This window comes from Streptomyces sp. NPDC045899 (assembly GCF_056431485.1).
The window spans coordinates 88,989-102,975 of sequence record NZ_JBWKKP010000023.1 but is presented as its reverse complement, the minus strand read 5'-3'; the positions used below and the strand labels follow the sequence as shown (position 1 = coordinate 102,975).

Here is a 13,987-nt window from a genome sequence, read left to right as displayed (position 1 = left end):
GTGAAGGGGCCCACTGATATGCGCCCATATTTCCCCTTGAGTGCCGCCAAACTACCCACTCGGACGTGCGCATTCTAGTCACATCTTCGACAGAACCGGAAGAGTGTTCTTCCGGTAACAGTATGTCGGCGGCCAAAGCGGAGAGAAGTCTCCGGGTATGGGGAGTGTGAAAAGAGACCGGCACACAAAAAGTGTGCCGGTCTTTGCCGCCCCGCGGCCCTTTGCTGACGCATGGGTCAATAAGGGGCCCGTGGTCTCAGACCTTGCGGTAGTCGTACGCCTCCGAGGCCGCCTGTAGGACCGCGTCCACATCCGCCCCCGTGGAGGCGGTGACCACCGCGGCGACCGCGCCCTCGACCAGCGGCGCGTCCACCAGCCGGGCACCGTCGGGCAGTTCGTCGCCCTCGGCCAGCAGCGATTTCACGGTCAGCACCGCGCTGCCCAGATCGACCAGAACAGCGACGCCCGCGCCCTGGTCCACCGCGTGGGCCGCCTCGGTGATCAGTTCCGGGCTGGTGCCCAGTCCGCCGTCCGGGTTGCCCCCGGCGGCGCGTATCGGGGTGTCGGAGCCGCCCGCGAGCCCGGCCGCCATCTCCGCTATCGACGCGGCGACCGCCGCGCTGTGCGAGACCAGCACGATGCCGACCCGCTTCTCCTGGGTCTCCCCGCTCATCGGGCGGCCTCCGTGAGAGCCGCGACGATCAGCGCCGACGAGGCGGCGCCCGGGTCCTGGTGGCCGATGCTGCGCTCACCGAGATAGCTGGCCCGGCCCTTGCGCGCGAGCATCGGGGTGGTGGCCAGCGCGCCCTGCTCGGCGGCCTCGGCCGCCGCGGTGAACGAACCGCCACCGGCCAGCTCCTCCACCGCGGGGAGCAGCGCGTCCAGCATCGTCTTGTCGCCGGGTGCGGCACCGCCCAGCTGCGCCACCGCGTCCACCCCGGCCCGCAGGGCGTCCGTGAGCTGCTGGGGGGTGATCTCCTCGGCGTCACCGAGGGCCTTGCCCGCGCGGCGCAGCAGGGTGCCGTACAGCGGGCCGGAGGCACCGCCGACCTTGGAGATCAGCTGGCGTCCTGCCAGGACGAGGGCGGCCCCGGGGGAGCCTGGCCGCTCCTTGTCCAGTGCCTCGGCCACGGCGGCGAAACCGCGCTGCATATTGGTGCCGTGGTCGGCGTCGCCGATCGCGGAGTCCAGCTCGGTGAGCCGGGCGGCGTCACGGGTCACGGACGCGGCCGCGGCGGTGAGCCAGCGGTGGAAGAAAGGGGTGTCGAGCACGTGTTCGACGGCGGGTTCACTGCTGGACACAGACGCCTCCTCGGTCGATAGCGAACGGCGACAGCGTACGTACGGGGGTCGGCCGGTCCGTCAGCAGCCCCACCGCAGCCCGGCGGTCCGTACGGGCGCGTCCCACAGTCGCAGCAGTTCCTCGTCGACCTGGCAGAGCGTGACCGAAGCCCCCGCCATGTCGAGTGAGGTGACGTAGTTGCCGACGAGCGTACGTGCCACCGCCACCCGGCGCTCGCCGAGCACCCGGTGCACCTCGGCGGCGAAGCCGTACAGCTCCAGCTGCGGGGTTGCGCCCATTCCGTTGACCAGGACCAGGACCGGGTTCTCCGGGGGCAGGTCCTCCAGCACCACGTTCACCGCGTAGTCGGCGATCTCGCGGGAGGTCATCATGGCCCTGCGCTCACGGCCCGGTTCGCCGTGGATGCCCACGCCCAACTCCAGTTCCCCGGCCGGGAGGTCGAAGGTGGGGCCGCCCTTGGCGGGGGTGGAACAGGCGGTCAGCGCCACCCCGAAGCTGCGGGAGAGCTCGTTCACCCGGCGGGCGATGGCCTCCACCCGCTCCAGCGGCATGCCCTCCTCGGCGGCGGCGCCCGCGATCTTCTCCACGAACAGGGTGGCGCCGGTGCCGCGGCGGCCGGCTGTGTAGAGGCTGTCGGTCACCGCCACGTCATCGTTGACCAGTACCTTGGCCACCTGGACGCCCTCGTCCTCGGCCAGTTCGGCGGCCATGTCGAAGTTGAGGACGTCACCGGTGTAGTTCTTCACGATGAACAGCACGCCCTTGCCGCTGTCCACGGCGGCCGCGGCGCGCACCATCTGGTCGGGCACGGGTGAGGTGAAGACCTCCCCGGCACAGGCGGCGTCGAGCATGCCGCGCCCCACGAAACCGCCGTGCAGCGGTTCGTGTCCGGAACCGCCGCCGGACACCAGGGCCACCTTGTCGGCGACCGGGGCGTCCTTCCGGACGATCACGCGATTCTCGACGTCCACCGTCAGCTCGGGGTGGGAGGCGGCCATTCCGCGCAAGGCGTCGGAGACCACGGATTCGGCGACGTTGATGAGCATCTTCATGGGTGTGTCCGTCCTCCGCCGGGTGGGGGCTGTTCACCGCTCAAACAGCCTACGGATCCGGCGCTGACATGGCACCCCTTGGACATGGAGCCGAACGGCCTAATAGGCCGAAAAAGGTACATAGGCATCATATGGTGCGCGCATGGAGAATACTGCCGCATCGGCGACCGCTGTCGCGCGCCCACGCCCGCATCCGCCTGAGCTGCCGCGGCACCGGCGCCGGGTGCCCTGGCTGGGCCTGGTGGCCGCCGGGTATGCCGTGGTCCAGCTCGCCGTGGTCGTCCCGCACACCGGACACGCGCTGGGCTGGGACGAGTCCGTCTACGTCTCCCAGGTGGACCCGCGCAATCCGCCCGCGTTCTTCAGCGCCCCGCGCTCGCGCGGCATCAGCCTGCTGGTCGCCCCCGTCGTGGCCGCGACCTCCTCCGTTCCGGCGCTCCGGCTGCTCCTGACGGTGCTTTCCGCGCTCGCGCTCTACGCCTCCTTCCGGGTCTGGACCCGGCTGCTGCCCCGGACCACGGTCGCGCTGGCCGCGCTGCTGTTCTCCGGCCTGTGGATCACGGTGATCAGCGGGCCCGCGGTGATGCCGAACCTGTGGGTCGCGCTGGGCGCCGTGGCCGCCGTCGGGTGGTTCCTGCGGGTTCCGGCCGACCGCAACGCCCGCTGGTGGCTGGCCGCCGTCCTGGCGGGTGTCACCCTCGTCCGCACCCCCGACGGCGGCTGGCTCGGGCTGCCCCTGCTCATCGGCGCCGTCGCCGTCCGCGCCTGGCGGCCCGCACTGCCCGCCGTGGTCGGCGGACTGCTGCTCGGCGCGGCCCAGTGGATCGGCGAGGCGTACGACCGGTTCGGCGGTATCAGCCAGCGGCTGGACGTCTCCAGTGATGTCGAGGGCGGGATGGGGCTGCACTTCGCCGTCAGCGCCGCGCTCCGCAGCCTCAACGGGCCGCAGCTCTGCCGGCCCTGCGAAGTGCCGCTGCGCCACCCGGAGCTGACCGTCTGGTGGCTCGCGCTGCCGCTGCTCACCGCCGCGGCGGTGGTCGCGGCCCTGCGCGACCGCCAGCAGCGGCGCACCCGGATCCGGGTCGGCCTGGGGCGGCCCGACCCGCGCCGGACCCCGGGTCTGCCGACCACCGTGCTGCCCGTCGTCTGCGCGGCCGCGCTCTCCGTGCCCTATCTGCTGCTCATCGACTACTCCGCGCCGCGCTTCCTGATGCCCTCCTACGCGCTGCTCGCGCTGCCCATCGCCGGGCTGGTGTTCCGCGCGGTGCGCGCGGCGAAGTCACCCCGGCACATGGCCGTCGCGCTCGGGGTCGTCGTCGCCCTCCAGCTCATCAGTCAGTACGCGGTCCTCAGCCATGCCGCGGGCCAGTCCGACACGGTCACCGGGCGGTACCGCACGGCGGCCGACGCGCTCGCCCGGCTGGGGCTGCGGCCGCCCTGCCTGGTGATCGGTGACCGTGCGCTGCCCGTCGCGTACCACGCGGGCTGCTCCTCCGCGCAGACCAGCGGCAACAACAAGTCCACCACCCCCGCGGCGCTGCTGCGCCGGTCCGCCCATGAGCCCACCGCCGTGCTCACCAAGCGCAAGGGCGGGCATCCGCCGTCCTACGCCCGCGACTGGGTCGCGTATCCGCTGGCGGGCACCGAGTGGAACGCCCATCTGCCGGTCGAGCAGGCGCGGGAGCTGGAGGCGCGGAGATCCGGGCAGGGGACGTCCGGCAAGCCGGGGACCATGGGCGCCATGACGGCCGAACCCGCCGTGGGCTGGTCCCGGTTCGCGTCGGAGGAGCCCGGACTCGCCGGCGCCGTGCGGGACCGCTTCGGCCAGTACCGCCACCATGTGCTCGCCACCGTGCGCAAGGACGGCTCGCCGCGGCTGACCCCGCTCGACGTCACCTTCGGCGCCGGGGAGCTGTGGCTCGCGCTGACCCCCGCGTCGTACAAGGAGCTGGACCCGCGTCGTGATCCGCGGTTCTCGCTCCAGGCCAACCCCGGCCCGCGGGACGTGATGGCCGAGGGTGACGCGCGCGTCAGCGGCCGGGTGGTCGAGGTGACCGACCCCGAGGTGATCGACCGCTATGTCGAGGCGGTCCGGCCGTCACAGCCGTTCCACCTCTTCCGCGCCGAGGTGTCCGAGGTGGCTCACACCTCGGTGGAGGAGTCCGGCACGGTGCTGCGCACCTGGCGTCCGGGGCAGCCGGTGCGGACCGTACGCCCGGACGGTGACACCGCCCCGCCGCGGGGGGAGGTCCTGCCGGGTGACACCGCCTCGCCGGGGAGGGAGACTCAGCCGGGCGGCGAGGCCCCGCCGAGCGAGACCCCGACGGAGGAGACCGCGCCGGATGGGGCCATGCCGGAGGGGGCGCTGCCGGACGAGACCTCACCGGAGGGGAGTTCACCGGATGAGACCCCGCCGGCCGAGGTTCCGCCGGGCGGGTCCGGGGGCCGCACGCCGGTCGAACCCCCGCCCAGCGTCACCGTCGAACCGTCCGTCACGGGCCGGGACTGACCGCCCGCCACCGACACTTCACGGACGAGGTGAGATCGATCCGGCGTGCCACCACCCCTCGGGCGGACCGCTGGAGCGGGCGCCGGAGCTGAAGGCGACCGGGGTCAGCCCAGGCTGACCCCGGAGCTGGTGGCCCGCTTCCACCGTGGCGGACTGCGGTGACCACCGACCACCCGGCCCCGATCGACAGCTGGCCGACAGCGAACTGACGGATCGTCGGATACCTGTCGCACGGACCCTTCCGCATTGGTGGAACACGTTCTACCGTGCCCCTCGATCCCAGGACGCTCCCATCACCGCCGTCGCGGCACACGTGAGACTCCAGGAGGGGCCGTGGACCTCGAATTCACCCCTGAGCAGCGGCGGTTGCGCGCCGAACTGCGGACCTACTTCACCGAGCTGGTCCCCGACAACGCCTACGCCCGCTACGCGGATCCCGCCGGGCAGAAGCGGTTCTACCGCGAGACCATCCGGAGGCTGGGCGCCGACCGCTGGCTGGGCGTCGGCTGGCCCCAGGAGTACGGCGGACGCGGCCTCGGCCCCGTCGAGCAGTTCATCTTCTTCGACGAGGCCGCCCAGGCGGGCGTACCGCTGCCCCTCATGGCCCTCAACACCGTCGGGCCCACCCTGATGCGGTACGGCACCGAGGAGCAGAAGGCGTACTTCCTGCCGAAGATCCTCTCCGGCGAGATCGACTTCGCCATCGGCTACAGCGAACCCGACGCCGGGACCGACCTCGCCTCACTGAAGACCCGCGCGGTGCGCGAGGGCGACACCTACGTCGTCAACGGACAGAAGACCTGGACCACCAACGGCGACACCGCCGACTGGGTCTGGCTCGCCGTCCGCACCGACCTCGACGCCCGGCCCCACAAGGGCATCAGCATCCTGCTGGTGCCGACCCGCGACCCCGGCTACTCCTGCACCCCCATCACCACCCTGGCCTCGCACGACACCACGTCCAGCTACTACGAGGACATCCGGGTGCCGGTGAACCGCCGGGTCGGCGAGGAGAACGAGGGCTGGCGCATGATCACCACCCAGCTCAACTACGAACGCGTCACCCTCGCCGCGCACGGCACCATGGCCATCCGCGCCCTGCGCGGCGTCCGGCAGTGGGCCGCCGACACCAAACTCGCCGACGGCCGCCGGGTGATCGACCTCGGCTGGGTACGCGCCCGGCTGGCCCGCACCCACGCCCGGCTGGACGCCATGAAACTGCTCAACTGGCAGATGGTGGACGCCCTCCAGCGCGAGACCCTCACCCCGCAGGACGCCTCCGCCGTCAAGGTGTACGGCTCCGAGGCCCGCCGCGACGCCTACGCCTGGCTGATGGAGATCGTCGGCACGGCGGGCCCGCTCAAGGAGGGCTCGGCGGGCGCGGTGCTCCACGGCGAACTGGAACGCGGCTACCGCAGCAGCGTGGTCTTCACCTTCGGCGGCGGCAACAACGAGGTCCAGCGGGAGATCATCTCCTGGATCGGACTGGGGATGCCGCGGGTGCGGCGCTGAGCCGATGTGACCACGGGTCTGAGAACTACCGGAGACGTGTCGCAGTGCGGACAAGGTCGGCGACGGCTCTGGACCGACTGTGCGGTGGCCAGGCGATCACGGTGGTGACGTTCGGCGCGTCCACCACGGGCACGGCGGCGAGGTCACCGGGCAGTTGGGCTCGGCACGACTCCGGTGAGACCGCGCAAGCCCGGCCGAGCGCGACGAGCTGCAACAACTGCGCGAAGTCACGGACCCGCGGGCCGGGGCCGGGCGGGTAGGCGCCGTCCGGGCCAGGCCAACGTGGCAGCGGAAGGTCCGGCAGCCCGGTGATGTCGGCCATGTGCACATGGGTCCGGGCAGTGAGCGGATGCCCGGCCGGCAGGACCACGACCTGGCCCTCCGTGCTGAGCTCTTCGGTGTCGAACCCGGCCGTCGAGTCGAACGGCCGGTGCAGCAGCGCCACATCGGCCCGGCCCTCGCGCAGAAGTCGTTCCTGCTCGGCCGGGCCGCACAGGATGACGTCGACGGCGACCGCGCCGGGTTCGGCGGCGTACGCGTCGAGCAGTTCCGCCAGCAGTTCGCGGGACGCGCTGGCCTTCGTCACCAGGACCAGGCCGGGACGCCCGGTCGCGGAAAGGGCGGCGTGGCGGGTCCGGCGCTCAGCAGCGTCGACCGCGCCGAGGGCCGCCCGGCCCTCGGTCATCAGTACCGAACCGGCCTCGGTCAGCGTGACGGTGCGGCTGGTCCGGTCCAGCAGCGTTACCCCGAGCCGGCGTTCGAGCTGCTGGATCGCCCGTGACAGGGGCGGCTGCGCGATCCCGAGCCGCTGCGCGGCGCGCCCGAAGTGCAGCTCTTCAGCGACAGCGACGAAATAGCGCAGTTCCCGGGTTTCCACCCGGCCACGCTACCCCGGATCAATACCCGGACGGTATCGTTGCCCACCCTTTCGGTCTTGGCCCCCCGCCGGAGTCCGAGGGCAGCATGGTCCCCATGAGCGAACGAACGATTGCGCTGGTCACCGGCGCGAACAAGGGAATCGGCTACGAGATCGCCGCGGGCCTTGGAGCCCTCGGCTGGAGCGTCGGAGTCGGCGCCCGCGACGATCAGCGCCGAAAGGCCGCAGTGGAGAGCCTGCGCACGGCCGGCGTCGACGCGTTCGGCGTACCACTGGACGTGACCGACGACGCGAGCGTCATCGCCGCCGCACGGCTGATCGAGGAACAGGCCGGACGCCTCGACGTGCTCGTCAACAACGCCGGCATCGCCGGCCGCATGCCGCAGGAGCCCACCCGGGTCGATCCGGCCACCGTCCGGACGGTCGTGGAGACCAACGTGATCGGCGTCATCCGTGTCACCAACGCGATGATGCCGCTGCTGCGCCGCTCTGCTTCACCTCGGGTCGTGAACATGTCCAGCAGTGTCGGCTCCCTCACCCTGCAGTCAGGAACCACTGCTGAGCAGAGGACGGGGCCGGTGGCCGTGGCGTACGCGCCGTCGAAGACGTTCCTGAACGCCGTCACCCTGCAGTACGCCCGGGACCTGAGCGGCACGAACATCCTGATCAACGCCGGCTGCCCCGGCTACGTCGCGACCGACCTCAACGGCTTCCACGGTGTACGCACCCCCGAACAGGGCGCGGCGATCGCCATCAAACTCGCGACCCTGCCCGACGACGGCCCGACCGGCCGGTTCTTCGACGACGCGGGTGTAGTGCCCTGGTGATGCGCACAGCGGTCATCACCCGGTGAGAGGGGACAGCCGGCCTGGTGTGGCGCGCCGCCGGGGTGGGGCGGACGCGGGGCCGCACCCGCCGCCGGCCGTTCGCGACATTCGTACAAGACCGGCAGCCGCCGCCCCCGCACCATCGCCCTATGACCGACCACGACGCACAGCGAGCGCAGCCGATGCATGTGGACCGCGACGGACCGCGGGACGCGCCGCCACTGCTGCTCATCCACGGGTCCGGAGCCTCGGGCGCCTCCTGGGGGCCGGTGGTCCCCGCCCTCGCCGCCCGTCATCATGTCGTCCGGATCGACCTCCCCGGCTGCGGCCAGTCCCCGCCCGCCAGGTCCTACGACGTTGCGGCCCAGGCGGGCCGCGTGGCGGCGCTGCTCGACGAACTCGGGCTGCGCGCGGTCACCGTGGCCGGCCACTCCAGCGGTGGATACCTCGCCACCGCGCTCGCGGAGCAGCGCCACGACCTGGTGGGTTCACTGGCGATGATCAGCACCGGCCCGCGCCTCGACGCGCTCCTGCCACAGCCGGCCATCCTCCGCGCCCTGCTGGCACCGCCCTTCGGGCCGCTGCTGTGGCGGCGGCGTTCGGACGCGATGATCCGCAAGAGCATCGTTGCCATGCTCGCCGGCCCTGCGGCCATCCCGCCCGGCATGGTCGCCGACCTGCGGAGCACCACGTACCGCGCCTTCCGTGAAGTGCTGCGCGAGAACTCCGCGTACCTCGCCGAGCAGTCCGTGCCCGAGCGGCTCACCGCCCTCGGGCTCCCGGTGCTCGTGGTCTTCGGCGCTGCCGATCCCCGGTGGGATCCGGCGTCGGCGCGCCGGTACGACGTCGTGCCGGACGTGCGGGTCGAGATGCTGCCGGGCGTTGGTCACATGCCCATGCTGGAAGCGCCCGAGGCGGTGGGTCGGCTGCTTCTCGACTTCGTGTCCCCCTACTCCGGCTGCTCCGGAGCCGCGTCGGCAGGCCCGGCCTAGAGTGGTGCCGTGTCGTCGCGGTGCGTACCACCCGTGTGGTCGGGCGTCGAGATCGCGGTACCGGTGCCCTCGGACCGGCTGCCCGGCATCAGCATGGCCGGATTCCGCCAGCGTGTCGCCGCGCCCGTCGATATCGCGATGGTCGCGCATCCGTCCGTCACCCTGCTCATCGATCTGAGTGACGATCACGGCCTGGTCTGCGACGCCCAGGGGCGCCGCGGACGCGGCAGTGTCGTGATCGGGCTGGCCCCCGGGGAGCTACGGGCGTCCGGCCTGGTGGGCGAGTGCCTGCAGATCCGGCTGCAGCCGGGTGTGGCGGCCGTGGTGCTCGGCCCGTCGGCCGTGGCCGGCGGAAGCGTGGAGTCCTTGGCGGACGTCTGGGGCCGCGATGCCGTGCGCATCGAGGAGCGGCTGCGTACCGCCGGGTCGTGGGGCGAGCGGTTCGCGATGGTGGCGGACGTCGTCCGCCGGCGGACCGGGGACGGTCTGCGGGTCGATCCGGAGGTCGCCCACGTCTGGAGGCGGACGGTCGCCGACGGTGGCCGGGTGCGTATCGACGGTCTGGCGGACGAGGTCGGCTGGAGCCACAAGCGTCTGTGGGCGCGTTTCCGGGGGCAGCTCGGCATCACCCCCAAGCGGGCCGCCCAGCTGGTGCGGTTCGACCATGCGGCCCATCTGCTCGCGGCGGGTCTTCCTCCCGCCGGTGTCGCGGCCGAGAGCGGTTACGTCGACCAGCCCCATCTGCACCGCGACGTAAAGGCGTTCACGGGGCTTACGCCGACCGCCGTCGCCGCCGCGCCGTGGCTGGCGATCGACGACGTCGCGTGGCCGGACTCCTGGCGGGCAGGGAGGCCCGTGACCGGTGGCGTACTCGCTTCCGGCCAGCGCTGAGACGCCCGGCCCGGACCTTCCTGTGTTCCCGGCCGACACCCGCACGGGGCTCTTCGCCATGCCTGGTGCCCGAAAGCGCCACGGCCCCGCCGAGGTGAGGGCCGATCAGCCGTACCCCGGAGCCGACCGCGGGTTCCGTTCCGAGTGTCCAGGAAGCTGCGCCTGCCTCACCCGGAACGCTCTCGCGCAGCGCGCGATCCTCGCCCGCAGCACCATCGCCAAGGTCGAGCGGGGGCCCGGATCCGGCTCGCCGGGCCGGGGATAGCCTGGCCCGCAGGAGGTGGTGGTCATGGCGGCCCCGTTGTCCGGCTCCCACGGCGTCCACGGCACCGACGCGGGGCTGTACGGCCCGCGCTCCGTGACATGGCAGCTCCATGGTGATCCGGTGATGTGGATCGCGGGGGTGCGCGCCCTGTACCTCCAGGCGCTGCATCCGCTCGCGGTCCGCGGGGTCACCCAGAACTCCGACTTCCGCGAGGACGCCTGGGGGCGGCTGCTCCGTACCGCGCGGTTCGTCGCCACCACCACCTACGGCACCACCGAGGCCGCCGAGCGCGCCGGGGCCCGGGTCCGCGGTATCCACCGCAGGCTCTCCCTGACCGATCCCGCCACCGGTGCCCGGCTCGGTGTCGACGAGCCCGAACTGCTGCTGTGGGTGCACTGCGCCGCGATCGACTCCTATCTCCAGGTGACCCGGCGCTCCGGCTATCCGCTCACCGACGCCCAGGCGGACGCCTACGTCGCCGAGAACACCGAGGCGGCCCGGCTGGTCGGTCTCGATCCGGCGGCGGTTCCCGGCAGCACCGGGGAGTTGGCCGCCTACTTCCGCGCGGTGCGCCCCCGGCTCGCCGCCACGCCCGAGGCGCGCGAGGTGGACGCCTTTCTGCGCCGGCCTCCGGTTCACGCCCTGCTGGTCCCGGCGCGCGAGGCGATCTGGGGGCGCTTCGCGGCGCTGGCCTATGCCTCCCTGCCCTCGTACGCCCACGCCCTGTACGGCCGTTCCGCACCCGCTCCCGCCGTCGTCACCCGGCGGCTGAGGGTGGCCGGCAGGGCGCTGCGCTGCATTCCGCCCAGGGTGCGCTGGCAGCTCCCGCCCAAACACATCCTGCGCGCCATGGAGCGGCTCGGTCCCGGTACGCGCCCCTCGCCCTACAAACTCCGCAGAAACGCGGCCATACTGGACAGCGGGGACGGGCCGGCCGCGGCGAGAGGCGCGACCGGCATCCACGGGGGCGGTGGAAGGGAGCACCTTCCGCCGAAGGCAGGAGAAGAATGGCGGACACCAGGCTGATCAAGGGCCGGTACCGACTGCTCGACCTGATCGGGCGCGGGGGAATGGGCGAGGTGTGGCGGGCGCGGGACGAGGCGCTCGGCCGTCGCGTCGCCGTCAAGTGCCTCAAACCGCTGGGGCCGCGGCACGACGAGGCGATCGGCGATGTACTGCGGGAGCGGTTCCGGCGCGAGGCGCGGGTCGCCGCGGCGCTCCAGCACCGCGGGGTGACCGTGGTCCATGACTTCGGCGAGGACGAGGGCGTGCTCTTCCTCGTCATGGAACTGCTGGAGGGGCGCGACCTCGGTCAGCTGCTGGAGGACAACGACCACCGTCCGCTGCCGGTGCCGGACGTCCTGGACATCGCCGGCCAGGTCGCCGCCGCCCTCGCGTACACCCATCAACAGGGCATCGTGCACCGCGATCTGAAACCGGCCAACATCATGCGGCTCGCCGACGGCGGGGTGAAGCTCTGCGACTTCGGTATCGCCCGCCCCGGCCACGGCATCGGTCCCACGTCCCGGCTCACCGGCACCGGTGTGGCCATGGGGACCCCGCACTACATGTCGCCCGAGCAGATCGTGGGCGGTGCCGTCGACCACCGCAGCGATCTGTACTCACTGGGCTGTGTGCTGTACGAACTGGCCACCGGAGCACCGCCGTTCGACCTCGGGGACGCCTGGGCGATCCTGGTCGGCCACCGGGACACCGTGCCCGTCCCGCTCCGGCGCCACCGCCCCGAACTGCCCGACCGGTTCGAGCGGGTGGTGCTCGATCTGCTCGCCAAGGACCCGGAGTGCCGTCCGCGCGACGCCACCGACCTCGCCGAGCGGATCGCGGTGGCGCGGACCGTCCGGTTCCCGGTGGCCGGGGAGCGGGCCGTCCGGCTGCCGGGGCCCCGGCTTCCGGTCTGGGCCGAGCGGATGACCACCGGCTCCCCGGCGGGCGGCACGGCCGCGGGACGGTCCACCCCGCCGGACCCGCCCGCGGTGCTCACGGGCGCCTGGACCGGCCCCCGTTCCGTACTGTCGCCCGCTCCGCCGGCGGACCTCACGGCGGCTGCCCCGTCAGGGGCCGTGGCGGCGCATCCACCCGTGGCGCCGCTCCACACCCCGGCACCGGAGGCCGTCCTGCGGCTCGGTGAGCGTCACCAGGCCGGACTGCGCCTGGGGCGGCTCGGCCGCTGGCGGGAGGCGGCCCGGCTGCACCGCGCGGTGGCCACCGAGCGCGAACGGCTGCTCGGCCCCGACCACCCCGACACCCTCGCCAGCCGCTACGAGATCGCCTTCGCCCTGGGCCGTCTGGACCACCCCGGCCAGGCGCTGCGCGGGTACGCCGAGGTCGCGGCGGCCCGTGAACGGGTGCTGGGCCCCGGCCACCCCGATACGCTCGCCGCCCGCCAGGAGACCGCGTTCACCCTGGGCCGCCTCGGCCACCACACCGAGGCCCACCGGATCTACGCCGCCGTGCTCACCATCCGTCAGCGGACCATGGGCGCCGACCACCCCGACACCCTGCGCTGCCGCCACAACCTCGCGTTCAACCTGGGGCGTCTGGGCCGCCATCAGGACGCCTACCGGATGGCGTGCGAGGTGGCCTCCGCCCGGGCCCGGGTGCTGGGCGCCGAGCACCCCGACACCCTGGTCACCCGCTCGGAGGTGGCGTACGCCCTCGGGCGGCTCGACCGCTGGGAAGAGGCGCTGAGCGGCTACCGCGAGGTGGCCGACGCCCGGGCCCGGTCGCTCGGCCCGGACCACCCGGACACCTTCGCCGCCCGCTACGAGGTGGGCATCAGCCTCGGGCGGCTGCACCGCGCGGCGGAGGCGCTGACGGTCTACCGCGCCCTCGTCGCGGACCGCACCCGTGTCCAGGGCGCCGCGCATCCGGAGACCCTGCGCGCCCGGCACGGCCTCGGCGTCAACCTCGGCCGCCTCGGGCGCTGGACGGAGGCCCTCGCCGAGGCGCGTGAGGTGCGGGACCTGCGCGAGCGCACCCTCGGTCCGGACCATCCCGACACCCTGGTGAGCGAACGGGAGGTGGCCGTGGCGCTCGGCTGGCAGGGCCGCTGGTGGGACGCGCTGGCCGGATACCGGCGGGTCGCCCGGGTCCGCGCCCGGGTGCTGGGGCCCGACCACCCCGACACGGTGGCCGGCCGCGCCGATGAGTCCCACTGCCTGGAACAACTGGGCCGCCGTCCCGCGCCCATGGCCCCCCACCAGTCCACGACCACCGAACACCGCGCCTACGGCTGACGGATGGCCGGGCGCCCGCCGCGCGAGCGGACGGTCCCGCGCCGATGCCCGGGCCGCGAGCTGTTCCTCCGCGCTCCATCCGCGCGGTGGCGCATCGCGGGCGCGGGGTGGGTCCTCGCGGGCCCGGTGCGCATGGGCGCTCGCCCGCACCCCCCGCCTGCCGTCGGGCGGACGGGCCGCGCCCCGGCGTCCCGGGCGCGTTCGCGCGTCACGATGCGCAGCGGGCGGCCCGTGCGGGTCCGGCCCCGGGCCGCGCTTGCCGCACCCGGGCGGAGAGCCCCTGGACCTCAGCGTCCGTGCCCCGCCTGCCGCCGCTCCGGCGGGGCTCGTTGACGGTCCGTCGTCAGCGGCGGTCGTCACGACTGCGGGTCCGCGCCGGGACCCGCACCGGGACCCGTGCTTCCGCGTCCCGGACGCGCCCCGCGTCGTGCCCCCGCCTTCGCGTCGCGGCGCGCGTCGCACGGTCCGGGGGCCGGCTCCCGGACCGCGGCCGCCGTGCCGG

Annotated in this window: 11 protein-coding genes; 7 read left to right on the top strand and 4 right to left on the bottom strand. The window is 73.4% G+C overall.

Features of this window, described 5'->3' with window-relative positions:
• Positions 1-256 precede the first annotated feature (256 nt).
• The 3 genes from dhaM to dhaK are packed head-to-tail and all read right to left on the bottom strand — an operon-like array spanning position 257 to position 2,355.
• Positions 257-673, bottom strand: a complete 417-nt coding sequence (gene dhaM, locus AC07FT_RS28260; RefSeq protein WP_471204831.1) for a dihydroxyacetone kinase phosphoryl donor subunit DhaM — start codon at positions 671-673, stop codon at positions 257-259.
• Positions 670-1,302 carry a dihydroxyacetone kinase subunit DhaL gene (gene dhaL, locus AC07FT_RS28255; RefSeq protein WP_479178706.1) on the bottom strand — a complete coding sequence of 211 codons (633 nt, stop codon included), beginning with the start codon at positions 1,300-1,302 and terminating at the stop codon, positions 670-672. The genes dhaM and dhaL overlap by 4 nt, the downstream gene beginning before the upstream one ends.
• A 60-nt stretch (positions 1,303-1,362) precedes the next feature.
• Complete coding sequence (gene dhaK / locus AC07FT_RS28250) at positions 1,363-2,355, bottom strand: dihydroxyacetone kinase subunit DhaK (RefSeq protein WP_479178704.1); 993 nt, start codon at positions 2,353-2,355, stop codon at positions 1,363-1,365.
• Positions 2,356-2,497: 142 nt separating this feature from the next.
• Here dhaK and AC07FT_RS28245 point away from each other — a divergent pair, with 142 nt between their 5' ends.
• Positions 2,498-4,864 (top strand): pyridoxamine 5'-phosphate oxidase family protein, encoded by a 2,367-nt coding sequence (locus AC07FT_RS28245; protein WP_479178702.1) that lies wholly within the window; start codon positions 2,498-2,500, stop codon positions 4,862-4,864.
• 333 nt (positions 4,865-5,197) lie between these two features.
• A complete protein-coding gene (locus tag AC07FT_RS28240; protein ID WP_479178700.1) occupies positions 5,198-6,376 on the top strand; it encodes an acyl-CoA dehydrogenase family protein in 1,179 nt (392 codons plus the stop codon).
• Positions 6,377-6,401: 25 nt separating this feature from the next.
• Here the strand turns inward: AC07FT_RS28240 and AC07FT_RS28235 are convergent, their stop codons facing one another.
• Positions 6,402-7,253, bottom strand: coding sequence for a LysR family transcriptional regulator (locus AC07FT_RS28235; RefSeq protein WP_479178698.1), 852 nt, complete (start codon positions 7,251-7,253; stop codon positions 6,402-6,404).
• Between the two features lie 95 nt (positions 7,254-7,348).
• Here AC07FT_RS28235 and AC07FT_RS28230 point away from each other — a divergent pair, with 95 nt between their 5' ends.
• From AC07FT_RS28230 to AC07FT_RS28210, 5 genes are all read left to right on the top strand, one after another.
• Positions 7,349-8,080 carry an SDR family oxidoreductase gene (locus tag AC07FT_RS28230; RefSeq protein WP_479178697.1) on the top strand — a complete coding sequence of 244 codons (732 nt, stop codon included), beginning with the start codon at positions 7,349-7,351 and terminating at the stop codon, positions 8,078-8,080.
• 149 nt (positions 8,081-8,229) lie between these two features.
• Positions 8,230-9,072, top strand: a complete 843-nt coding sequence (locus AC07FT_RS28225; RefSeq protein ID WP_479178695.1) for an alpha/beta fold hydrolase — start codon at positions 8,230-8,232, stop codon at positions 9,070-9,072.
• Positions 9,073-9,081: 9 nt separating this feature from the next.
• Positions 9,082-9,963, top strand: a complete 882-nt coding sequence (locus AC07FT_RS28220; RefSeq protein WP_479178694.1) for an AraC family transcriptional regulator — start codon at positions 9,082-9,084, stop codon at positions 9,961-9,963.
• 289 nt (positions 9,964-10,252) lie between these two features.
• The gene (locus AC07FT_RS28215) at positions 10,253-11,254 is read left to right on the top strand and encodes an oxygenase MpaB family protein (protein ID WP_479178693.1); all 1,002 of its coding nucleotides are present in this window, start codon (positions 10,253-10,255) and stop codon (positions 11,252-11,254) included.
• Positions 11,236-13,485 (top strand): serine/threonine-protein kinase, encoded by a 2,250-nt coding sequence (locus AC07FT_RS28210; RefSeq protein WP_479178692.1) that lies wholly within the window; start codon positions 11,236-11,238, stop codon positions 13,483-13,485. Before AC07FT_RS28215 ends, AC07FT_RS28210 begins: the two co-directional genes overlap by 19 nt.
• Positions 13,486-13,987: the final 502 nt, after the last annotated feature.

Coding starts and splice junctions, on each gene's coding strand:
- dhaM (WP_471204831.1), bottom strand. CDS start 673: ATGAGCGGGGAGACCCAGGAGAAGCGGGTCGGCATCGTGCTGGTCTCG.
- AC07FT_RS28225 (WP_479178695.1), top strand. CDS start 8,230: ATGACCGACCACGACGCACAGCGAGCGCAGCCGATGCATGTGGACCGC.
- AC07FT_RS28210 (WP_479178692.1), top strand. CDS start 11,236: ATGGCGGACACCAGGCTGATCAAGGGCCGGTACCGACTGCTCGACCTG.
- dhaK (WP_479178704.1), bottom strand. CDS start 2,355: ATGAAGATGCTCATCAACGTCGCCGAATCCGTGGTCTCCGACGCCTTG.
- AC07FT_RS28230 (WP_479178697.1), top strand. CDS start 7,349: ATGAGCGAACGAACGATTGCGCTGGTCACCGGCGCGAACAAGGGAATC.
- AC07FT_RS28215 (WP_479178693.1), top strand. CDS start 10,253: ATGGCGGCCCCGTTGTCCGGCTCCCACGGCGTCCACGGCACCGACGCG.
- AC07FT_RS28245 (WP_479178702.1), top strand. CDS start 2,498: ATGGAGAATACTGCCGCATCGGCGACCGCTGTCGCGCGCCCACGCCCG.